This is a genomic window from Phreatobacter aquaticus, from assembly GCF_005160265.1.
In the GTDB taxonomy this organism is placed as follows: domain Bacteria; phylum Pseudomonadota; class Alphaproteobacteria; order Rhizobiales; family Phreatobacteraceae; genus Phreatobacter; species Phreatobacter aquaticus.
Genome location: NZ_CP039865.1, coordinates 3,287,256 through 3,308,529, shown reverse-complemented (window position 1 = coordinate 3,308,529; position 21,274 = coordinate 3,287,256). Strand labels below are relative to the sequence as shown.

25 protein-coding genes are annotated in these 21,274 nt (G+C 65.9%); 13 read left to right on the top strand and 12 right to left on the bottom strand.

The window, feature by feature from the left end; genetic code table 11:
* The first annotated feature begins 64 nt into the window (after positions 1–64).
* From E8L99_RS15530 to E8L99_RS15515, 4 genes are all read left to right on the top strand, one after another.
* The gene (locus tag E8L99_RS15530) at positions 65–811 is read left to right on the top strand and encodes an SDR family oxidoreductase (protein WP_137100404.1); all 747 of its coding nucleotides are present in this window, start codon (positions 65–67) and stop codon (positions 809–811) included.
* 186 nt (positions 812–997) lie between these two features.
* On the top strand, positions 998–1,780 hold the full coding sequence (locus E8L99_RS15525; protein ID WP_137100403.1) for an NAD kinase: 783 nt from the start codon (positions 998–1,000) through the stop codon (positions 1,778–1,780).
* 72 nt (positions 1,781–1,852) lie between these two features.
* Positions 1,853–2,398 carry a response regulator gene (locus tag E8L99_RS15520; RefSeq protein WP_137100402.1) on the top strand — a complete coding sequence of 182 codons (546 nt, stop codon included), beginning with the start codon at positions 1,853–1,855 and terminating at the stop codon, positions 2,396–2,398.
* 10 nt (positions 2,399–2,408) lie between these two features.
* Positions 2,409–2,993, top strand: coding sequence for an Hpt domain-containing protein (locus E8L99_RS15515; RefSeq protein WP_137100401.1), 585 nt, complete (start codon positions 2,409–2,411; stop codon positions 2,991–2,993).
* Positions 2,994–3,031: 38 nt separating this feature from the next.
* Here E8L99_RS15515 and E8L99_RS15510 read toward each other — a convergent pair whose 3' ends face one another.
* Positions 3,032–4,219, bottom strand: coding sequence for a DUF2336 domain-containing protein (locus tag E8L99_RS15510; RefSeq protein WP_137100400.1), 1,188 nt, complete (start codon positions 4,217–4,219; stop codon positions 3,032–3,034).
* 128 nt (positions 4,220–4,347) lie between these two features.
* Positions 4,348–5,403 (bottom strand): transglycosylase SLT domain-containing protein, encoded by a 1,056-nt coding sequence (locus tag E8L99_RS15505; protein ID WP_137100399.1) that lies wholly within the window; start codon positions 5,401–5,403, stop codon positions 4,348–4,350.
* Positions 5,404–5,556: 153 nt separating this feature from the next.
* Here E8L99_RS15505 and E8L99_RS15500 point away from each other — a divergent pair, with 153 nt between their 5' ends.
* Positions 5,557–6,051, top strand: a complete 495-nt coding sequence (locus tag E8L99_RS15500) for a MaoC family dehydratase (protein ID WP_252511126.1) — start codon at positions 5,557–5,559, stop codon at positions 6,049–6,051.
* Between the two features lie 4 nt (positions 6,052–6,055).
* A complete protein-coding gene (locus E8L99_RS15495; protein ID WP_137100398.1) occupies positions 6,056–6,925 on the top strand; it encodes an HpcH/HpaI aldolase/citrate lyase family protein in 870 nt (289 codons plus the stop codon).
* A gap of 6 nt (positions 6,926–6,931) precedes the next feature.
* On the opposite strand, the gene E8L99_RS15490 is transcribed toward E8L99_RS15495, so the two are convergent.
* Both E8L99_RS15490 and E8L99_RS15485 read right to left on the bottom strand, forming a co-directional pair.
* The gene (locus E8L99_RS15490; protein ID WP_137100397.1) at positions 6,932–7,561 is read right to left on the bottom strand and encodes a flavin reductase family protein; all 630 of its coding nucleotides are present in this window, start codon (positions 7,559–7,561) and stop codon (positions 6,932–6,934) included.
* A 9-nt stretch (positions 7,562–7,570) separates the two neighbouring features.
* Positions 7,571–8,149 (bottom strand): nitroreductase family protein, encoded by a 579-nt coding sequence (locus E8L99_RS15485; RefSeq protein ID WP_137100396.1) that lies wholly within the window; start codon positions 8,147–8,149, stop codon positions 7,571–7,573.
* A gap of 152 nt (positions 8,150–8,301) precedes the next feature.
* Here E8L99_RS15485 and E8L99_RS15480 point away from each other — a divergent pair, with 152 nt between their 5' ends.
* Positions 8,302–9,384, top strand: coding sequence for a hypothetical protein (locus E8L99_RS15480; RefSeq protein WP_137100395.1), 1,083 nt, complete (start codon positions 8,302–8,304; stop codon positions 9,382–9,384).
* A 295-nt stretch (positions 9,385–9,679) separates the two neighbouring features.
* Complete coding sequence (locus tag E8L99_RS15475; RefSeq protein ID WP_391527452.1) at positions 9,680–9,970, top strand: GIY-YIG nuclease family protein; 291 nt, start codon at positions 9,680–9,682, stop codon at positions 9,968–9,970.
* Positions 9,971–10,062: 92 nt separating this feature from the next.
* On the opposite strand, the gene thrS is transcribed toward E8L99_RS15475, so the two are convergent.
* Positions 10,063–12,030 (bottom strand): threonine--tRNA ligase, encoded by a 1,968-nt coding sequence (thrS, locus tag E8L99_RS15470; RefSeq protein ID WP_137100393.1) that lies wholly within the window; start codon positions 12,028–12,030, stop codon positions 10,063–10,065.
* 224 nt (positions 12,031–12,254) lie between these two features.
* Here thrS and E8L99_RS15465 point away from each other — a divergent pair, with 224 nt between their 5' ends.
* Positions 12,255–12,950 carry a COG3904 family protein gene (locus E8L99_RS15465; RefSeq protein ID WP_137100392.1) on the top strand — a complete coding sequence of 232 codons (696 nt, stop codon included), beginning with the start codon at positions 12,255–12,257 and terminating at the stop codon, positions 12,948–12,950.
* On the opposite strand, the gene yidD is transcribed toward E8L99_RS15465, so the two are convergent.
* Positions 12,928–13,293, bottom strand: coding sequence for a membrane protein insertion efficiency factor YidD (yidD, locus tag E8L99_RS15460; protein WP_391527451.1), 366 nt, complete (start codon positions 13,291–13,293; stop codon positions 12,928–12,930). The genes E8L99_RS15465 and yidD overlap by 23 nt on opposite strands.
* Positions 13,294–13,362: 69 nt before the next feature.
* Here yidD and E8L99_RS15455 point away from each other — a divergent pair, with 69 nt between their 5' ends.
* Positions 13,363–14,511 (top strand): TIGR03364 family FAD-dependent oxidoreductase, encoded by a 1,149-nt coding sequence (locus tag E8L99_RS15455; RefSeq protein WP_137100391.1) that lies wholly within the window; start codon positions 13,363–13,365, stop codon positions 14,509–14,511.
* Positions 14,512–14,517: 6 nt separating this feature from the next.
* Here the strand turns inward: E8L99_RS15455 and E8L99_RS15450 are convergent, their stop codons facing one another.
* Positions 14,518–14,964 (bottom strand): iron-sulfur cluster assembly scaffold protein, encoded by a 447-nt coding sequence (locus tag E8L99_RS15450; protein WP_137100390.1) that lies wholly within the window; start codon positions 14,962–14,964, stop codon positions 14,518–14,520.
* A 231-nt stretch (positions 14,965–15,195) separates the two neighbouring features.
* On the opposite strand from E8L99_RS15450, the gene folE reads away from it, so the two are divergent.
* On the top strand, positions 15,196–15,828 hold the full coding sequence (gene folE, locus E8L99_RS15445; RefSeq protein ID WP_137100389.1) for a GTP cyclohydrolase I FolE: 633 nt from the start codon (positions 15,196–15,198) through the stop codon (positions 15,826–15,828).
* Positions 15,829–16,008: 180 nt separating this feature from the next.
* On the opposite strand, the gene E8L99_RS15440 is transcribed toward folE, so the two are convergent.
* A complete protein-coding gene (locus E8L99_RS15440; protein ID WP_137100388.1) occupies positions 16,009–16,707 on the bottom strand; it encodes a metal-dependent hydrolase in 699 nt (232 codons plus the stop codon).
* An 84-nt stretch (positions 16,708–16,791) separates the two neighbouring features.
* On the opposite strand from E8L99_RS15440, the gene ruvX reads away from it, so the two are divergent.
* Positions 16,792–17,265 carry a Holliday junction resolvase RuvX gene (ruvX, locus tag E8L99_RS15435; RefSeq protein ID WP_137100387.1) on the top strand — a complete coding sequence of 158 codons (474 nt, stop codon included), beginning with the start codon at positions 16,792–16,794 and terminating at the stop codon, positions 17,263–17,265.
* 239 nt (positions 17,266–17,504) lie between these two features.
* Here ruvX and E8L99_RS15430 read toward each other — a convergent pair whose 3' ends face one another.
* Both E8L99_RS15430 and E8L99_RS15425 read right to left on the bottom strand, forming a co-directional pair.
* A complete protein-coding gene (locus tag E8L99_RS15430; RefSeq protein WP_137100386.1) occupies positions 17,505–18,434 on the bottom strand; it encodes a bifunctional helix-turn-helix transcriptional regulator/GNAT family N-acetyltransferase in 930 nt (309 codons plus the stop codon).
* 72 nt (positions 18,435–18,506) lie between these two features.
* Positions 18,507–18,749: a FliM/FliN family flagellar motor switch protein gene (locus E8L99_RS15425; protein WP_137100385.1), complete on the bottom strand. Its 243-nt coding sequence runs from the start codon at positions 18,747–18,749 to the stop codon at positions 18,507–18,509.
* An 82-nt stretch (positions 18,750–18,831) separates the two neighbouring features.
* On the opposite strand from E8L99_RS15425, the gene lipB reads away from it, so the two are divergent.
* Positions 18,832–19,506, top strand: a complete 675-nt coding sequence (gene lipB, locus E8L99_RS15420) for a lipoyl(octanoyl) transferase LipB (RefSeq protein ID WP_252511125.1) — start codon at positions 18,832–18,834, stop codon at positions 19,504–19,506.
* 5 nt (positions 19,507–19,511) lie between these two features.
* On the opposite strand, the gene E8L99_RS15415 is transcribed toward lipB, so the two are convergent.
* Together E8L99_RS15415 and E8L99_RS15410 are read right to left on the bottom strand one after the other, a co-directional pair.
* Positions 19,512–19,799 carry an acylphosphatase gene (locus E8L99_RS15415; protein ID WP_137100383.1) on the bottom strand — a complete coding sequence of 96 codons (288 nt, stop codon included), beginning with the start codon at positions 19,797–19,799 and terminating at the stop codon, positions 19,512–19,514.
* The gene (locus tag E8L99_RS15410) at positions 19,784–21,031 is read right to left on the bottom strand and encodes an SAM-dependent methyltransferase (RefSeq protein WP_137100382.1); all 1,248 of its coding nucleotides are present in this window, start codon (positions 21,029–21,031) and stop codon (positions 19,784–19,786) included. Before E8L99_RS15410 ends, E8L99_RS15415 begins: the two co-directional genes overlap by 16 nt.
* Positions 21,032–21,274: the final 243 nt, after the last annotated feature.

Here is a 21,274-nt window from a genome sequence, read left to right as displayed (position 1 = left end):
GGCTTTGCGACAGTCTGCGGCCCAATCAAATCGGACGGTCGAGGACCGTCATGGGAGGACTATCATGTCGCAGCGCATTGCCGTGGTCACGGGAGCAGGTTCGGGCATCGGGCGGGCGTCGGCGCTGGCGCTTGCCAAGGCCGGCTACGCCGTGTTCGTCGCGGGCCGCCGCAAGGACGAGCTCGACAAGACCGTGGCCGCTGCCACCGGCGGAACGGTGATCGCGGTTCCGACCGACGTCTCGGATGAGGCCTCGGTCGCCGCCCTATTCAAGGCGGTGAAGGACAAGTACGGCCGGATCGACGTTCTGTTCAACAATGCCGGCATGGGCGCCCAGGCTGTACCGCTCGACGAGCTGCCGATCGAGAAGTGGCGCCAGGTGGTCGATGTCAATCTCACGGGCTCGTTCCTGTGCGCCCGCGAGGCAATGAAAATGATGCGCGTGCAGAACCCGAAGGGTGGCCGCATCATCAACAATGGCTCGATCTCGGCCTATGCCCCCCGCCCCTATTCGGCGCCCTATACCGCCACCAAGCACGCCGTGCTCGGCCTGACCAAGGCGATCTCGCTCGATGGACGCGCCGACCGGATCGTCTGCTCGCAGATCGATGTCGGCAATGCCGCCACCGAAATGACCGAGCGGATGACCAATGGCGTGCTGCAGGCCGATTTCTCCGTGAAGGTCGAGCCCCGCATGGACGTCAAGCACGTGGCCGACGCGGTGGTCCATGTTGCCAATCTGCCGCTCGACGTGAACGTGCTGACCATGACCGTCATGGCGAACGACATGCCCTTCGTCGGCCGCGGCTAAGACCGGTCAGCCGACTTTCCGATCCCTCTCAAGGTGGTTGACGCAGGCCCCGTGGCCTGAGCCAATCACCCGCTGGACAATGGGCGCGGCCTCGCCGAGGGTCGCCGCCACAGCACAGACCAGCACGATGTCGTCCGGCGTCCTCCGGGCGACACCTTTTCCCTTACGTCTCGCCCGATGGCCTTCATGCAGGACCTCCGTCCAGATCCGAACAAGATCGCCTTCGTCGCATCGACAGCGCGGGATGCCGAAGAGGCGCTAGAGCGGCTGTCCCTGCGCTATGGCGCGGTCGAGCCGGACGATGCCGACGTGGTGGTGGCGCTAGGTGGCGATGGCCTGATGCTGCAGACGCTGCACAGGTTCATCGACACCGGCAAACCGATCTACGGCATGAACCGCGGCTCGGTCGGCTTCCTCATGAACGAGTTCGCGGAGGATGCGCTGGTCGAGCGCATCTGGAACGCCGAGCGATCGGTGATCCATCCCCTCGCCATGACCACGGTCGATATCCACGGCGAGAAGAGCTTTGCGCTGGCGATCAACGAGGTCTCGCTGCTGCGTCAGTCGTTCCAGGCGGCCAAGCTGCGCATCCTGGTCGACAACCATGAACGCATGGGCGAACTGACCTGCGACGGCCTACTGGTGGCGACGCCCGCCGGCTCGACCGCCTACAACCTGTCGGCCAATGGCCCGATCCTGCCCTTGAACACCCCTCTCCTCGCCCTCACCCCGATCTCGCCGTTCCGCCCCCGGCGCTGGCGCGGGGCGCTGCTGCCCGACCGGGTGCCGGTGCGCATCGAAGTGCTCGAAGCGCCGAAGCGGCCGGTCAGTGCCACTGCCGACCATTTCGAAGTGCGCGACGTGGCGCAGGTCGACATCGTGATGGACCGCACGCGCTCGATGGTCCTGCTGCACGACCCGGGCCATTCGCTCGACGAACGGATTCTGCGCGAGCAATTCGGCGAGTGACCTTGCGGCAGATCGCCAATCTGCCATCAGCCTTAGCGCTTCGTTAACAGGACGCCGGTAGCATCAGAATCGATGATCCGCATCGACTTCAACCGCCTGCGATTCCTGGTGATCGACGATAACGCGCACATGCGCCGGATCGTGCGAACGCTGCTCCATGGCTTCGGCGCGCGTGAGGTTTACGAAGCGGAAGACGGCGCGGCCGGGCTTGAAGGCTTCACGCACTACATGCCAGACATCGTCATCACCGACTGGGCGATGCCGATCTTCGATGGTCTTGAACTGACCAGCATGATCCGCCAGCCCGGCGCCAATGCCAATCCTTACGTGGCCATCATCATGCTGACCGGCCATTCGGAGAAGAAGCGAGTGCTGGAAGCGCGCGATGCGGGGGTCACCGAATTCCTCGCCAAGCCGATCTCGGCCAAGGCGCTCTACCAGCGCATTCTGAACGTCGTGGTCAATCCGCGCCCGTTCATCAAGACCAAGACCTTCTTCGGCCCCTGCCGGCGCCGCAACCACCATTCCAGCTATGTCGGCCCCGAGCGCCGCAAGGGCGAGAAGGCCGAGATGATCAAGGTCCAGCCGCTGCTGGACAAGACCAAGAGCTCGTCATGAGGACATCCCGGTGAGCAAGTCGCCAGGCGCCAAACGCCCGACCAAGAAGCTCGATGAAGCCGATGTGAAGGGCTTTCTCGATCACGAGGTCATCACGCCAAGCCACACATTGCGCAATTTTGCCCGCAAGATGGACACCGGGGACGATAGCTCGGGCGGGATCGATTTTGACGCGATCGAGCGGGCGGAAGCAGCCCTTGCCGAGTTGTCGAGCGAGTTCGACAGCTGGATGGACATGGAAGTTGCCCGCCTGGTCGCGGCCCGCGACGATGCCGCGAACGGCATGACGGCCGCGATACGCGCGGCAGTCTACACCGCTTCACATGACATCAAGGGCGAAGCGGCGACCTTCGGCTATCCGCTGGCCGGCCATATCGCTGACAGCCTGTGCGGGCTGCTCGACGGCATTCCAGAGACCGACCGGGTGCCGGTCAGCCTTGTGCTTCAGCATGTGGATGCCATCCGCGCCATCGTGCGTGAAAGCGCCAAGGGCGACAATCATCCGATTGCGCTTGCCCTGCGTGACCGGCTTGTCTCGGTGACATCGGACGCACTCGTGGCTCTTACCGGCTCACCGCCGCTCGCTCCCAGCTAGGCCGGACACCGCTTGCGGCAAACGTTGGCAGCCCCGCCTCAGGCGGCTGCCACCAGCGGAAACGCCAGATCCTCGTCATCGACAGCGTCATTGCCGGCGATCAGGTCGCGCGTGAAGGCGCGCGCCTCGTCGCGGGCAGCCTCGGCCGCGAAACGGCGGAGCAGCGCGAGCAATTGGTCGAGATCGCCCTCGGCAAGCGGCGCATAGGCGGTGAGGACCCGCTCGACCATGCGGCGGCGAAGTTGCGAATCCCCGCCCCTGAGGCTGAAGCCGCCATCCGCATGCCAGGCGTCGAGCGCTGCCCGGAAGGCCGGATAGGCGGCGGCGGGGAGCTTGGCCTGATCGTAGAGGGCCCGGAAGCCGGCACCGCGGCGATCGTGGATGAGGCCACTCGCACGCCTGACGCCAAATCCGGACAGTTCGCCCAGCGCCTCCTCGAACAGCCGGACATGGCCCGACAGCAGTGCCCGCAGCACAAGACCGGTGGTCAACTGGCCGGACTTGCGCAGATGGCGGACCAGCGGGCTGAGATCATGTTCTGCACCGCAGGCAATGGCCACGGTCGCCTTCTCGGCGGCTTCCTTGACGATCCGCTCGGCACGGTCGGCGCCAAGCCAGGCGCGGCCGGCAACGAAGCTCGACAGCGCCTTGGACAGCTTGACCACCAGCGCCTGGCGGGCGCCCGGCGACAGGTCCTCGCGGGCAAACAGCGCTTCGCGGATATCGGCATGGTCGCCGAAGCGCTCGACGATCCGGTCGACCGAGAAGGCCGGGACCTCCACGCTGTCGAGCGAGACAACGGCCAGGCACGCCTCAAGGCAACCGACCTCGGCGAGGGCGGCGGCGACCGGCGGCGGCACATGGGCCCGCCGGGCAATGGCGTATTGGACGAGAGGTTCGCCGGCGCCGACAAGATCGACCAGCTCGGCATCCATCAGCAGTGGCGAGTAGCGCGCGACGATCGAGGCGATCTCGGGCTGGTCCTGCAGGAGGCCGGCCAAAACCGTGTGGGGCGCCTCTTCCGAGGTTGCCAGCGCGTCGGCAAGGGCGCGGCGCACCAGCGGCGAGGGATCATCCAGCAGCACGATCATAGCGGCTTCGGTGGCGGCCGCATCGTCGCCCGACAGATCGGAATGGAGAAAGGCGCGCGCAAGCGCCGATGTCGCATCCGCGCGGTCACCGGCCGGCGCGGTCTGAATCCACCTGAGGAAATGACGCACGATCATGGGATCGAATAAACCACGCGGGAGACACCAGGCGATGGCAGAACGCCATCACAGGGCAAGGCTAACCGGGCCTGCCTTAACAAAGCGTTCACCATGACCTTTAAGGGATTTTTTCCGGGAGCCGCGGCTCAGCGGCTGCTCTGCGCGCGCAGGAACTGCGAGAGATCGAGGGGGGTTGAGCGGGCCTGCTGATAGACCCGGACCGGCAGGTAGGGGCCACCAACGGCGGTGGCGGTCGTGGCATTGGCGATCGAGGCTGCGGTTCCGATCGAGGAGGCCCCCCCGAGTGAAGCCGTGCTGGTCGTCGATGCGCTTGTCTGGCTGCTGCTCAGCGCGGTCGGCACGGCGACCGACGGCTGCTGGGCATTGCTGCGGCCGAGCGATGCCCAGGTTGCCGCGACGAAGGCGTTGATCGGACCGCCATTGCCCGAGAACATCGAGTGGAACGGCTTGTTCGGGTCGGCATTGATGCGCGCTACCGGCGACCAGGAGCCCGGATCCGGATCGGTCTGGACGGCGCTGCGGGCTGCGGTCGTCGCGGTGGTGGCCGCCTGCCCGCTGGTCGCGGGCGTCTGGGTCGTCCCGGACGAAGCGGCGACTGTGCTCGACTGCCCCCCGGCGAGAACCGAATAGACCTCCGACACCGTGCGCGGCCGACCCTGATCGAAGAAAATGCGGCGATTGGCGCTTGCCGCCTCCGGGAAGGCGCGCGCCGCCGTCCCCTGGGGATTGGTCTCATTGAGGCTGATCAGTCTGGCAGCGCCCGCCGACCCGAGGAAATGCGCCATGTAGAGCTCGCCTTCGGTCGGATCGCGGCCGGTGGCGGAGCGAAGGCTCTGGGCATTGCGGTTGGTGAGTGCGCCGGCCATGAGGGCGGCAACCTGCGGATCGTCGCGCAGCGCGAGGATCTGCTGGCGGGTGGAGGCATCGGCCACCACCGGCTGACCGCTGGCGTTGGAGCCGATCTGCGAGGCAACGGCGGACAGGCCGAGATTGCGGCCCTCGTCGCGCATCATGGTGAGCCAGGTTGAATCGATGAACTGGTAGAGGCCACGGGCCGACGAAGTCGATGCCTGCGCGGCCGGCTGGAGGCTCGACTCGCGCTGAGCCGTGCGCAGCAGATATGAGAAGCTCGCGCCGGTCTTCTCGGCAGCGGTCTGGATCGCGCCCAGAACACGATTCACCCCCGCTTCCGCCGCGGATGTCGGGCGGCTCTGCGGTTCGGCGATCGAACTGAAGAGATTCATTCTGGCTGGACCCCGGAGGAAAACCTCCACGATTCATCCTCGTTCATTATGGTAAATGAATTCGTAACGCGGCCTTCTGCAGAGACTGACATGACCCAGACCACGCTCATCACCGACGCCATGCGCCACCCGCGCGGCGGCATCTATTTCGACGATTTCGAAGTCGGCCAGTTGATCCGCCATCGCTTCACCCGTTCGGTGACCCAGATGGACAATGTCCTGTTCTCGAACATGACGATGAACCCGCAGCCGCTGCACATCGACCGCCAGTTCTCGGAGGCCTCCGAATGGGGCCAGCCCTTGATGAACTCGCTGTTCACGCTCGGCCTGATGATCGGCATTTCCGTGCCTGACACGACCAACGGCACGCTGTTCGCCAATCTCGGCATGACCGATGTCAAGTTCCCCCATCCCCTGTTCGAGAACGACACGGTGCGCTGCGAGAGCACGGTGACGGCCAAGCGCGACTCCAAGTCGCGCCCGACCATGGGCGTGATCGAGTTCCATCACCGCGCCTTTAACCAGAACGACAAGCTGGTGGCGGAATGCACGCGCCAGTCTCTCGTTCTCAAGAAGCCGGCCTGACCCGATGCGCTCGCTGCTGTTCGTTCCAGCCGATTCGGAGAAGAAGCTCGCCAAGGGGCTGGAATCGGGTGCCGACGCGCTGATCCTCGACATCGAGGATTCGGTCAGCCTGGCCAACAAGCCGCTGGCCCGCGAGACCGCCCGCGCGTTCCTCGCCGCCCATGCCGGCCGGACCGACCGGCCGCTCCTGATGGTCAGGGTCAATGCGCTCGATACCGGGCTGACCGATGCCGATCTCGAGGCGGTGGTCGGGGCGAGGCCCGATGCGATCATGCTGCCGAAATCGGAAAAGGGCGCCGACGTCACGCTGCTCGACGCCAAGCTGACGGTGCAGGAGGCGATCCACGGCCTAGATGACGGCGCGATCAAGATCCTGGTCGTGGCGACCGAGACGGCGAAGGCGATCTTCGGCCTCGGCAGCTACCAGGGATCAAGCCCAAGGCTGTCGGGCCTGACATGGGGGGCGGAGGATCTCTCGGCCGATATCGGCTCGGAGACCAATCGCGGCACCGATGGCCGCCACACCGAGCCATTCCGGATGGCGCGCTCGCTCTGCCTGTTCGGCGCGGTCGCAGCTGGCGTCCAGCCGATCGACACGGTCTTTCCGGCGTTTCGCGATTCGGAGGGCCTGAGGATCGAATGCGAGGAAGCCCGCCGTGACGGGTTTCTCGCCAAGATGGCGATCCACCCGGCGCAGGTGCCCATCATCAACGCCGTGTTCACCCCGACGCCCGAGGCGATCGCGGAGGCCCGCGCGGTGGTGGCGGCGTTTGCCGCCCAGCCAAGCGCCGGGGTCGTCAATATTGGCGGCGAGATGTTCGACCGCCCTCACCTGACGCGCGCCGAGCGTCTGCTGGCGCGCGCCGGAGCGTGAGAAGCGTCAGCGGCGCTCGTTGAAATTGCCGCCGCCCGGCGGCCGCGTCATGCGGAACATCTGGTCGGGACCGACCTTGAAATACTGGTCGTAGCCGGCGCGCATGATCGGCCCCATGGCGGCGGTATCGACCTGGCCGTCCTTGATGAAGGCGTCATCGATATAGATGCCGACAACCTGGCCGATGATCAGCGAATAGGGCTGGAGGCCTTCGAGCGACACGAGCGGCACGGTCTGCAGCCACTTGCACTCCAGCGCCGCAGGCGACGCCTTGACGCGCGGCGGCTTGACGAATGACGACGGCGCCGTCTCAAGGCCTGCGAAGGCGAATTCGCTCTCGCCGCGTGGCAAAGGCGCGGAGGTCTTGTTCATCTCGTCGCGCAGATCCCAGGTCACCATCGAGCAGGTGAATTCACCGGTCTCCTCGATGAAAGCCTGGGCGTCCTTCACGCCGCCGCTGCCGAAGGCAACCATGTGCGGCCGGTCGGAAATGGCATTGAAGAACGAATAGGGCGAGCAATTGAGCCGGCCCTGGCCGTCCATCGCCGTGATCCAGCCGATGGGGCGCGGCGCCACCAGCGCCTTGAACGGGTCGTGCGGCAGGCCATGATCGGCGGCGGTGACATTGTAATGCATGGGGGGTGCTCAGATCTCGAGACGGGAGGTGATGGCGGCCATGTCCGGGCGCACCCGGTCTTCGGCCTTGGCGGTGGGGGCTCCCAGATGGACGAAACCGGCGAGCTTCTCATCCGGCGCGAGCCCGAGACTATCGAGGAAGCGGCGGTCATAGGCGCACCATTCGGTGACCCAATTGCCGCCGAAGCCGAAGCCGACGGCGGCATGCAGCAGGTTGAGACAGACCGCGCCGGCCGAGAGCACCTGCTCCCATTCGGGGATTTTCACATGGGGACCGGCACGTGAGATCACGGCGACGCAGACCGGCGCGCGGGTGAACCGGCCGCGCTCCATCTCGATCCGCTTGGCGTCGGCCTCCGGGTCCTTCTCGCGCACCAGCATTTCCAGCCTGTCGGCGAGCTTCGCGCCGGCAGCGCGATCGATGATCAGGAATCGCCAGGGCGCGAGCTTGCCGTGATCCGGCACGCGCGCGGCGATCTCGAGCATCTCGGCCAGTGTCGCGGCATCGGGGCCGGGCTCCGCCATCAGCGGAAACGGCACGGAACGGCGGGTCTTCAGATAGTCGGTCAGCAAGGCATTGCGGCTCATGTGCGGTCTCTCATCTGCGTCCTTCCCCTACGTGTCTTCCCGCGCCTCGCCAAGGGGGCGGATGCTCACAGTTGGGTGCGTGGCGCTTTGCGCTTGCCTCCTTGGAGCCAAGGCACCAAAAAGGCCACATTCCACCGCGAGATGTTCGCGCCATGGCTCCGGCACCGCTTCGCCTTTTCCGTCTCGTCATGGCCGCCGCGCTAGTCGCCGCCGCCTTGCCTGCGGTCGCGCAGGACAGAGACCCCTTTTCCAATCGCGTCGGACGGCCGCTGACCCAGGAAAACCGCAACGAACTGGCGCCGCTGGTCAATGAACCGCTGCGCCGGCGCCGTCACACGCCGGGCGGAGCCGCGGCTCCCTTCTTCTCCCTGCCGGACACCGCCCTGCCCTTTGCACCGCAGACCGGCACCAACCCGGCGCTGATGTTGCCGGGCACGCAACCTCGGCCCAATGCGGTGACGCCGCAATTCACCGACCGGACGCCGGTGGCCCTCGACGCCAAATTCGGAGCCAACGGCCAATATATCCGCGACGGGCTCTATTGGCGGGTGTTTTCCGACCGGCCCGAAGCCGATGGCGCCTTCGCGCTGGTCGCCGAATCGCGCGACGCCGCGCCGACCTTCGCGCTCAGGCCCGGCGGCTATATCCTGCATGCCGCCTATGGCACCTATGCCATCGCCAGGCGGATGGAGATCGGCACCCAGCCGTTCCGCGATACGGTTGCCATGAATGCGGGCGCGCTGCGGCTGGCCGGCAAGGTCGGTGACCGTGGCATTGGCAATGCCCGCCTGTCGTTCGACATCTTTTCCGGCGGCCTGTTCGAGGGCGGTGAGCCCAAGCTCGTCATGCGCCAGGCTCCGGCCGGCGACCTGATCGCGCTGCCCGAGGGCACCTATCACGTGGTCTCGGTCTATGGCGACGCCAATGCCTTGATCCGCGCCGACATTCGCATCCGCGCGGGCCAGGTGACGGATGCGACCATCCATCACCGCGCCGCCAATATCAGCCTCCGGCTGGTACAGGGCCGCGAGGGCGGCGAGCCAATCGGCAATGCCGCCTGGACCGTGCTGACGCCAGGCGGCGACGTGATCAAGGAATCGATCGGCGCCTATCCGCAGATGGTGCTGCAGGAAGGCGAATATCTCGCCATCGCCCGCCACGAGGGCCGCGTGTTCAACCGGAAGTTCCAGGTGGAAGCCGGCAAGGACCTGCAGATCGAGGTCGTGGCGCGGTAGGCGCCAGCTTCGTTCGCCGCGCTCCCTCCCCGTCATGCCCGCCCTCGTGGGGCGTAGCCACGTCTCAAACCTGCCCACAGAAGCAAAGGCGTCGATGGCTGGGACAAGCCCGGCCATGACGGTGGATAGGATTGAACTCAAGCGTGGTCGTCCGACACTATGGCGCCCTGGCTGCTTCGCGCGTCAGCAACGCCCCCGCTTGGTCACCAACCCTCCGCGTCATGCCCGCCCTTGTGGCGGGCATCCACGTCTTGCATGCTGAAGCCGCTTTTCGCGAAGTCGGCGGAGGGACGCGGTGGAGCGCGGCGGCTGGGTTTACATCATGACCAATCGGCCCAATGGGACGCTCTATCTTGGCGTGACCAGTGACTTGTCGCGCAGATGCTTTGAGCATCGTGAGGGAACACTACCGGGCTTCACACGGCGCCATCGTCTCAAGCACCTGGTCTGGTTTGAGCGCTTCGACGACATCCGCGATGCCATCCAACGTGAGACCTCGATGAAACGATGGCCTCGCGCTTGGAAAGTTCGCACAATCATGGCGATCAATCCCGATTGGACGGACCTATACGAGACGCTCCATTGAAGGCGTGGATGGCCGGGACAAGCCCGGCCATGACGATGGAGAGGACTGGGCAAAAGAACAGAGCCCCCCCAAGACGTCGCTGCGACCCAGCCTCAATTCCCGCGCTTGCGCCTCACATCCGGCGGCAGGGCCTCTTCCACCAGTGTCGCGATCAGGGCGTCGAGGGTCATGGTCTCCTGCGCCTGGCTTCCCAGGCGTCGGATGGAGACGGTCCGCTCGGCCGCTTCCTTCTTGCCGACCGCGATGATGACCGGGATCTTCTGCAGCGAGTGCTCGCGCACCTTGTAGGAGATCTTTTCGTTGCGAAGATCCGCATCGACCCGGAGCCCAGCCTTCCGGCAGGCCGCCAGCACTTCGGTGCCGTAATCGTCGGCCTCGGAGGTGATCGGACAGATCACCGCCTGCTTCGGTGCGAACCAGAGCGGGAAATGACCGGCGAAATTCTCGATGAGAATGCCGATGAACCGCTCCATCGAGCCGCAGATGGCGCGATGGATCATCACCGGCGTGGTCTTCTCGCCGTCCGAGCCGATATAGAAGGCGCCGAAGCGTTCCGGCAGGTTGAAATCGACCTGGGTCGTGCCGCACTGCCAGTCGCGGCCGATGGCGTCGCGCAGCACATATTCGAACTTCGGGCCATAGAAGGCGCCCTCGCCCGGATTGATCGCGGTCTTGATCCGTCCGCCCGACTGGTCGGCGATGGTCTGAAGGACCTCGCTCATCACGCTTTCGGCGCGATCCCACATCGCATCGGTGCCAACGCGCTTTTCAGGGCGCGTGGACAGTTTCACCACGATCTCGTCGAAGCCGAAATCGGCATAGGTCGTCAGGATCAGGTCGTTGATGCGGATGCACTCGGAGGCCATGTGCTCGTCGGTGCAGAACACATGCGCGTCGTCCTGGGTGAAGCCGCGCACGCGCATCAGACCGTGAAGCGCGCCCGACGGCTCGTAGCGATGGACCGCACCGAATTCGGCAAGCTTCATCGGCAGGTCGCGATAGGACTTCAGGCCGTGCTTGAAGATCTGCACATGGCCCGGGCAGTTCATCGGCTTGAGGGCGAACCAGCGCTTGTCCTCGGCCTCGTCGCCGGCCGACTGGGCCGCGAACATGGCCTCGCGATACCAGCCCCAGTGACCCGAGGTCTCCCATAGCGACTTGTCGAGCAACTGCGGCGCGTTGACCTCGTCATAGCCGTGTTCGGCAAGGCGGCGGCGCATATAGGCCACCAGCGTCTGGAACATCGACCAGCCCTTGGGATGCCAGAACACGACGCCCGGCCCTTCCTCCTGGAAGTGGAACAGGTCGAGTTCCCGGCCAAGCTTGCGGTGATCCCGCTTCTCGGCCTCTTCCAGCATGTGGGTATAGGCCTTGAGCTCGTCGTCGGTGCGCCAGGCGGTGGCGTAGATGCGCGTCAGCATCGGATTGTTGGAATCGCCACGCCAATAGGCGCCGGCAACCTTCATCAGCTTGAAGGAATTCCCGATCTGGCCCGTGGAGGCCATGTGCGGCCCGCGGCAGAGGTCGAACCAGCCGCCCTGGTCGTAGAGCTTGATGTCCTGGTTGCCCGGGATCGCCTCGACGAGCTCGACCTTGAAGGCCTCGCCCTTGTCGCGGAAGATCTGCATGGCCTCCTCGCGCGACACGACGCGCTTGGTGAAGGGCTTGTTGGCCTGGATGATCTTGCGCATCTCGGCCTCGATCGCCGCGAAATCATCGGGCGTGAACGGCTCGGCGCGGAAGAAATCATAGTAGAAGCCGTTCTCGATCACCGGGCCGATGGTCACCTGGGTGCCCGGCCACAGCTTCTGCACCGCTTCCGCCATCACATGGGCGGCGTCGTGACGGATCAGCTCGAGGGCTTCCGCGCTCTCGCGGGTGAGGAATTCGATCTTCGCGTCATGCAGGATCGGATCGGTGATGTCGGTGACGACACCATCGAGCTTCACGGCAATGGAACGCTTGGCAAGCGAGGGGGCGATGGCCTTGGCGACATCGAGGCCGCTCATTCCGGCATCGTAGGTGCGGCTGGCGCCATCAGGGAAGGTCAGGACGGGCATTTTGGGTCTCTCCGCTCACTCCTGCCGACAGAGCAGGTAAGGGGTTGGTCTTCAGGGTTGAACGGCCGTCAGAGGACTTGCCGCGCACGAACAAGCAGCATCCCGCAAGGGCCGAGGCGCCGGAATAACCGACCGGGACGCCAAGGGCAATCGGCGGCGCGCACGGCTCCATCCGAACTTCCACGCCGTTCCGGCGCCGCCGCCGAACCCCTAGAGTGCGGGGCATGACGACTCGCGCCGCCCTGCCGCTGCTGATCGCGCTCCTTGCCGGGCTGGGTGGAGCGCTGGCCCAGCAGCAGAACGCGCTGCCCGCGCCGCCGGCGCCCGCTCTGCCGGTCGCCATGACCTTCACTCTGATCACCGGGACGGCGGATGCCTGCGGCCCCGGATGTTCCAGCTGGATCGTCGCGGAGGGCGTCGTGCTGCCGGGGACCGTGGTCGCGTTCGACGCCTTCGCGCGGCAATTGGGCGGCGCCCGGCCGCCACTGGTCATCCACTCGCAGGGTGGGATCGTCGACGTGACGCTGGCGCTCGGCCGTATCGTGCGGCGCGCCGGCCTCGACACGATCGTCGCCCGCACGGACCGCTCGGGCGAGATGCCCGCACTCACGATGGATGGCGATTGTCACGCCGCCTGCTTCTACCTGCTGGCGGCGGGTGTGAACCGGTCGGCGGCGCCCGGCGCCACGATCTCGATCGCACCGGTGGACTTCAAGCATCAGGCCGGCGGCGAATTGCCCGATGCGCTGCGCGCCCGCCTGATCGGAGCGGCCCTGGAGCGCGTGCGCGCCTATCTGACTGAAATGGGGCTCGACCCGACGCTGTCGGTCTATCTCGACGGCGACCGCTACGAGCCGTTCTATCCGACCCGCGGCCTGATGGAGACCTATGGCCTGGTCACAAAGGATCCGGATTTCTGAGGGGTTCGCAGACCGGTCCGCCGCGGTTCCAGCGCCAGGTGCCATAGCGCCAGGGCAGGAACCAACGGGCGTTGCTCGGCAAAGCGGTCGGCGGGTTGTCGATGCCGCCAGTGCCCAGCGGATGGCAGCGGCAGAGCCTGGCAGCGCCCATCCAGCCGCCGGCCCAGAAGCCGTGGCGCAGCATGGCCTCGTCCATATAGGCCGAGCAGGTCGGCATGTGGCGGCACCAGCGGCCGACCAGCATGGAGATGGTCAGCTGATAGGTGCGGATGAGCCCGTGCCCGATCAGCCGCGGCCAGCGGCGGGGACGCATGTCGTCGAACAGGCGGTCGAGGTCGGACATGGCGGTTGTCTAGCATGACAGCGGCGAGCGGTGTTGAAGCCGTCACGCAGCGCGGCTAAGCGGGTTGGCATGAGCAACATCTTCGATCTCGCCGTTGTCGGTGCCGGCATTCTCGGCCTTGCCCATGCCCTTGCCGCCGCCAGGCGGGGGCTGCGGGTCGTCGTGCTCGACCGCGACGCCCAGGCGAACGGCGCCTCGGTACGCAATTTCGGCTTCGTCACCGTCACCGGTCAGGAACGCGGCCTGCCCTGGCGGCGGGCGCGACGCTCGCGCGACATCTGGGCGGAAATCGCGCCCAAGGCGGGGATCGCAGTGGAGCACCGGGGCCTCGCGGTCGCGACGCGCTTTGACGAGTCGCGCCAGGTGCTTGCCGCCTTCCTCGCAACCGAAATGGCAGAGCGCTGCCGGCTGCTGACCACCGCCGAGGCGCTGGAGAAGGTGCCGGCGCTGCGCCGCGAAACGCTTGGCGAAGTGCTCTGGTCCGACGAGGAGATCCGCGTCGAAAGCCGGACCGCAATCCCCAAGCTCGCGGCCTATCTGGAAGAAGCCCATGGCGTGACGATCCGCCGGCAGGTGGCGGTCACCGCCGTCCAGCCGCCCCGGATCGACACCTCGGCGGGCGTGTTCGAGGCCGGCGCCGTCATCGTCTGTCCGAACGATGATTTCCTAACCCTCTATGCCGATCGGATCGCGGCGCGCGGCCCCACCAAGTGCAAGCTGCACATGATGCGCGTCGCCCCTGCCCGCCCCCTGACGCTCGGGGCGGCCGTCATGTCGGATTTCGGCCTGGTGCGCTATGCCGGCTATGCCGATCTCGACGCCGCCACCCCGCTGAAAGCCCGGCTCAAGGCCGAGCGATCGGACATGCTCGACAACGGCATCCACCTGATCGCGGTGCAATCGGCCGACGGCTCGCTGGTGGTCGGCGACAGCCATCACTACGGCCCAACGCCCGATCCTTTCGCGCCGACCAGCGTCGACGACCTGATCATGGGCGAACTCGACGCGGTGCTGGATCTGCCGGGCCGCCGGATCGCTGAGCGCTGGACTGGCATTTATCCTTCCGGCCCGGGCGTCATGTTCACCGACGCGCCGGAACCGAATGTCCGCCTCGTCATGGTCACCAGCGGCACCGGCGCCTCGACCTCCTTCGCCATTGCCGAGGAGACGGTGGCCGATCTGTTCGGCGGTGCGCCGCCGCCGCACACCGCGGCCTGACCGGTCCTATTCGGCAGCCTGCACTCGCGCCGCCTCGATCTTGCCAATGGCATCGACCACGGCGTCAAAGGTCAGCAGCGTGGAGGCATGGCGCGCCTTGTAGTCGCGCACCGGCTCCAGGACCGCGATATCGGCCCATTTGCCCTCGGGCGCGCTGCCGCCCTCCTTCAACATGCGGCGGACAGTGTCGCGCAGCGCGCGGAGCTCCTCCGCGGTCGAGCCAACCACATGGCGCGCCATGATCGAGGACGAGGCCTGCCCCAACGCGCAGGCCTTCACCTCATGGGCGAAATCGGTGACGCGGTCGCCATCCATCGAGAGGTCGATGGTGACGGTCGAGCCGCAGAGCTTGGAATGGGCGGTGGCACTCGCATCCGGCGCGGCAAGTCGCCCCTGACGGGGGATTTCGGCGGCCAGTTCCAGGATGCGGCGGTTGTAGATGTCGTTGATCACGGACAGAACCTCGCGGGGCGCCAGATGAACAATCGTTCATGGGCCGTTCAGATGCATCCATCATATATGCGTCGCGTGTAGTCCTTAAAGTCCGGCCTGAGATCGGACTGGGCTCACGTAGGGGAGGATCCGTTCGCCGACGCGCAAATAAATGCGCGCGCCCGCGTAACTGTTCAGCTTCTGCGACGTTATGAGCGAAGAGTCCCGCCGCCCGTTTCGGAGTGTTGAGTCATGGACGCCGTCGTAACGACCCTTCCCGTCGGCAAGGGATCCGACGTCAAGCACCGGCGCCGCCCATCCCGCGAGGAAGCGGAGGCCGCCGTCCGCACGCTGATCGAATGGGTTGGCGACGACCCGGACCGCGAAGGTCTGGTTGATACGCCGCGCCGCATGGCGAAGGCCTGGGAAGACCTGTTCCGCGGCTATGGCCAGTCGGCGGAAAAGGAACTCGGCACCGTCTTCGAGGAAGTCGGCGGCTATGGCGACATCGTGCTGGTGCGCGACATCCCGTTCTTCTCCCATTGCGAGCACCATATCGTGCCGATCATGGGCCGCGCGCATATCGCCTATTACCCCCGCGAGGGCGTGGTGGGGCTCTCCAAGCTCGCCAAGGTTGTCGATATCTTCGCCCGCCGCCTGCAGACGCAGGAGAACATGACGGCCGAGATCTCCAACGTCATCGAGGAGACGCTGCGGCCGCGCGGCCTCGCCGTGCTGGTGGAGGCCGAGCACATGTGCATGTCGATGCGCGGCGTGCAGAAGCAGGGCGTCTCGACGGTCACCACCGGATTCACCGGTCTGTTCAAGGACGACGCCACCGAACAGGTGCGCTTCATGACCATGGTGCGCGGCTTCAGGAGCTGAGCTAAGGCGGGCAACGCACGGAATAGCCGTCAGGTCTGCCACTGATCGTCGTCATGCCCGCCCTTGTGGCGGGCATCCACGTCTTTTCCTTCTGACCTTCGTTATTTTAAGTCGTGGATGGCCGGCACAAGGCCGGCCATGACGAACGGAAGCATCCCGCTGCAGCGGCGCCTTACTCCCTCAGAACGTGACGCTGTCGCCCGACTTCGGCACCGCGACCCTGGTCTTAGAACCCGACATACCCGCGACGAACTTGTCGGCCGTCTGGTCGAGCAGGCCGAAGGTCGCGTAGTGGCAGGGCAGGACGGTGTCGAAATTGAAGAACTTGCGGCAGGCGAAGGCCGCGGCATCGCCGCCCATGGTGAAACGGTCGCCGACCGGCACCAGCGCGTGGGTCGGCTTGTGATATTCTGCGATCAGGCCCATGTCCGGCATCATGTCGGTGTCACCCATCGCATAGAGCACCACCCCGCCCTTCTGCTTGATGATCAGCCCGTTCGGATTGCCCAGCGCATGGCTGATGCCGTCATGGAAGTCGCACGAGGAATGGAGCGCATTGGTCAGCGTGACCGTGAAATCGCCCTGGTCGGTGGTGCCGCCGCAATTCATCGGGTCGAAGGCCTTGAGGCCCTTGGCGGCGAGATACATGCAGAGGTCGTAGTTGGTGACGACCTTGGCGCCGGTTTCCTCGGCAATCGACAGGGCGTCGCCGACATGGTCGGAATGGCCGTGCGTCAGCAGCACATGGGTCGCGCCGGCGATCGCCTCGGCTCGGTTGCCGGTAAACGACGGATTGCCGGTGAGGAACGGATCGAGCAGGACGACGGCCTTGCCGATCTCGATGCGGAAGGCCGAATGGCCGAACCAGGTGAGTTTCATGACAGGCTCCTGTATGGGGATGCGACCGGGCGCGCACTATAGACCGGTTCATCCAGGGCTCAACGGAGCCGAAGGGGCGACCCATTGACCGAACTTGCCGACCTCCGCGCCCTTGTGACCAATGGCCGCCGCCTGCTGGGCCTCGACCTTGGCACCAAGACCATCGGGCTGGCGCTGTCGGACGTGAACTGGCAGATCGCAACCCCGCTCGAGACCATCAAGCGGGTCAAATTCACCCCGGATGTCGAGGCGCTGCTGGCGATCGCTGCGAAATTCGATGTCGGCGCACTGGTAATCGGCCTGCCGAAGAACATGGACGGCACCGAGGGGCCGCGCGCGCAATCGACCCGCTCCTTCGTGCGCAACCTCGTGCCAAAGACGCCGCTGCCCATCGTGTTCTGGGACGAGCGCATGTCGACTGCGGCGGTGACACGGACGCTGCTGGCGGCCGATGCCTCGCGGGCCCGGCGCGCCGAGCTCGTCGACAAGATGGCGGCCGCCTATATCCTGCAGGGCGCGCTCGACCGGCTGGGATATGGCGATTTCCAGAGCGAGTGATCGCGTGATCTGGCGCCGGCCGACATGGATGCCCGTCATGATGGCTTGATATGTGGGCGTGGCCGCGACAGGAGCGATCTCTGCACACCTCATCCTGAGGAGCGAGCGACAGCGAGCCTCGAAGGACCTCTTTGCATTCCGGCAGCGGAAGGGCGCCCTTCGAGGCACCGTCGCTTCGATCCGGTGCACCCCAGGGTGAGGTCAGGCACAAGTGCGGCAGGAGCGCCCCGCCAGCCCCATCACCCCGCGGGCCGCCACGTCGTCAGGTCCAGCTCCCAGTTCTGGCCGACGAGATCGACGCCGAAGGAATGGTGGTTCTCTTCCGCCACCAGCCCGAAGCCCTCGGCCAGGTAGATCTTCCGCGCCGCGCTGAGGATGTCATTGGTCCAGAGCGTCATGCGCCGGTAGCCGGCATCCTTGGCAAAGCCGATGCACTCGGCCACCAGCCGCTTGCCGAGACCGGTGCCGCGCGTCGAGCGGTCGACATAGAGCATGCGGAGCTTAGCCATCCCCTCGCCCGCATCGACGCAGAAGACCGAACCGACCACTTCGCCTGCCCGGTCGGCAATGAAGGCGCGCTCACGCGCGGGATCGTTGGCCTTGAGGAAGGCCGCGCCGATCTCGGCGACCAGGGCCTCGAACTCGTCGTTCCAGCCATATTCCTGGGTATAGACCCTGGCCTGGCCGGCAATGACCGCGCCGATATCGCCTGACCGATGCGGCCGGATGACGATCTCCTCGGGCGTGCCCGAGATCAACCGCTCTATGAGGCCCATGGCTGCGACCAGCCGGTCGCGGGCGGGCTCGTCCAGATGGGCGATATGGCTGGCGATCTCGACACGCGAGGCCGCGTCAAACGGGGCGAAATAGGCCCGGCCCTCGGGTGTCAGCGCGATCAGGTTCTGGCGGCCGTCATCTGGTGACGGGGTGCGCGCGATCCAGCCCTGATCCTCGAACCGCTTGAGGATGCGCGACAGATAGCCAGCGTCGAGGGCGAGCTCGGTTGCCAGACTTGCCCCCGTCAGCGCGTCGCGGGTGTAGAGTTCGTAGAGGACGCGTGCCTCGGCCAGCGTCAGCGAGGAGCCGAGATAGCGGCCGATCAGCCCGACTGCGCGGGTGTAGAACCGGTTGAACCGGCGAACCGGAGCGACATGTCTGTCCTGTTCCACGACGCGTCGCGCTCCCAGACCCCAAATTAAGGGAGAAGGGTCGTCCAATTACTTGACGGAGTCAATTATTTCTCAGCGCAGTTCGACAGGACGCGGGAGCATCTCGGTGATCTGGACGCCGATTCTGTTCCCGTTGATCACCACCTGACCACGGGCGATGGGCATGTCATTGGCCAGGATTTGCACCTCGTCGTCCTCCGTGGCATCGAGTTCGATGACGGCGCCGCGAGCCATGCGGAGCATCTGGTGAATCGGCATCTTCGTCGTGCCGAGAACCACCGAGATGTCGAGAGAGACTGTTTCAAGCTGCGCCATGCATGCCTCATGCGGGAAGGCTTCCACCCTGACGAAACATGGTGAACGAGTGGTAAACAGCCGGGACGATCTTGCAGGGTCCATGCTGCCGTCGGACGGTTCGGCGCCGGTGGAATGGGCGATCGCCGAGGGCCTCATCGGCTATCAAGCGGCACTCGCCGCCATGGAAGCGCGCGTTGCCGCCATTCACGAGGGCGGGGCACGCGAACAGGTCTGGCTGATCGAGCATCCGCCGCTTTACACATCCGGCACCAGCACGGGCGCCGGCGGCCTGCGCGATGACCGCTTTCCGGTGTTCGAGGCCGGCCGTGGAGGGCAGATGACCTATCACGGGCCGGGCCAGCGGGTCGCCTATGTGATGCTGGACCTCAACCGCCGCAGGCGCGACCTCCGTCTGTTCGTGGCAGCCCTGGAAGACTGGATCATCGGCACACTCGCCGCCTTCAACGTGCGCGGCGAGCGGCGCGAGGACCGCGTCGGCGTCTGGGTCAAGCGGCCCGACAAGGGCGTGGGCCACGAAGACAAGATCGCCGCCATCGGCATCCGCGTGAAGCGCTGGGTGACGCTTCACGGCATTTCGCTCAATGTGGAGCCCGATATCAGCCATTTCGACGGGATCGTGCCATGCGGCATCGCCGACCCGCGCTATGGCATCACCAGCCTCGTCGATCTCGGCCTGCCGGTGACGATGGAAGAGGTCGATTCGGTGCTGAGGGCGGAGTTTGAACAGCGGTTCGGAGCGACGGCCGCTGCATAGGCCGTTCAGATTGTCGCGCGAATCTCGAAGCCTGCGACCTGTGTGCGCTCGGGATCGGACAGGGTGACGAAGGTCTGGTCGATGCTGTCGACCTTGGCGCCGAGCGGGCCGGTCATTGCCTCGCGCATGAGCGCTTCCAGCGCCTGATCGTTGGCCAGGAGAAGGGCCTCGACCGACCCATCGGCGCGGTTTCGCACCCAGCCGGACGCACCGTGCGCTTCGGCATGCCGGCGGAACCACTGCCGGTAGCCGACGCCCTGCACGAGGCCTGTGATCTTCAGGTGGATCGCCACGGCAACGCCCCTTCCCGCGTCTTCAGTTCGGCCTCGGCCTGGGTGATGAAGTCGCGGGTCACCGGGACCGCGTCGCGGGTCTCGGCCAGCAGGAGCTGGTAGACCATGTTGGAGCCGTTGAGGAAGCCGAGCTCGACGGCGGCGAGATAGAACTCCCACATGCGAGCGAAGCGCTCGCCCTGCATGGTGACAACCTCAGCGCGCACCGCCTCGAACCGCTCGCGCCAGGCCTTGATGGTCCAGTAATAGTGGAGGCGCAGCACCTCGCAATCGGCGACCCATAGGCCCGTGCGCTCGGTGGAGGCGAAGACCTCCGAGAGGGCTGGAACATAGCCCCCCGGGAAAATGTACTTGCGGATGAAGGGGGCGGTTGTCCCCGGGGGCGACATGCGGCCGATGGCGTGGATCATCGCCGAACCGCCCGGCGCGAGCAGCCGGCGGACGGTGGAGAAGTAGTCGTCGAAATGCCCCACTCCGACATGTTCCATCATGCCTACGGAGACCACGCGGTCGAAGCGGCCTGTGAGTTCGCGGTAGTCCTTCTCGAAGAAGGTGACCTTGTCGGCGACGCCTGCGCTTTCGACCCGCGCGCGGGAGGCGGCGAGCTGTTCCGGCGAGACATTGATGGCGGTGACATGGACGCCGCAGACGGCGGCCAGATAGGTCGCAAGGCCACCCCAGCCCGAGCCGATCTCGGCGACCGTCATGCCCGGCTCCAGCCGTAGCTTCGCTGCGATATGGCGCATCTTGGCGACCTGGGCGTCCTTCAGGGCCATGTCCGGCTGCTGAAAGTAAGCGCAGGAATAGCTCATCGTCTCATCGAGCCAGAGCTCGTAGAAGGCCTTGGGGTGGTCGTAATGGCTGGAGACATTGGAGGCAGCCTGACCGACGGCATTCGACTGGTGCCGGCGCTTCAGCAGGCGCCAGACCTTGCGCAGGGCCTGCTGAACCGGATGCGATCCAAGGCCTGAGCGGTTGATCGAGAACAGCGTCAGGAGATCGAGAATCCTGCCGCCCTCCTCCACCGTCAGGCGGCCGTCCATATAGGCCTCGGCTGAGGCGAGCTCGGGATTGAAGAACAGCTGCCGCTGCACCTTGTCATCGTGCAACCGGACCGTGACCTCCGGACCATCCCTGCCGGAGCCGAAGCTCTCGCGGCTGCCATCGGCGTGAATGACCGTCAGGCGGCCGTTCCGGACAAAGCGTGTGAGGAGGTGACCAAGCATGCTCATGGGGGAATGCCCTTCAAGCTCGAAAGCCCGTCCGCGCCGGATGGTTGGCGACGGACCGATCGTGAGCAGGTAGCCCTGATGCCAAGGCTGCCCCGACCACGGAGGCTATAGATAGTCGCGTCATGGCTCGACTGTGTCCAGCGCGCCGGAGCACAGCACGCCACATCTGTCTGAACGGGGGCTCGCCATGGGCCATGCGCCGTGCTTGTGTGCCGCCCCGTCCGGCGCCGATGCGCCATTGGC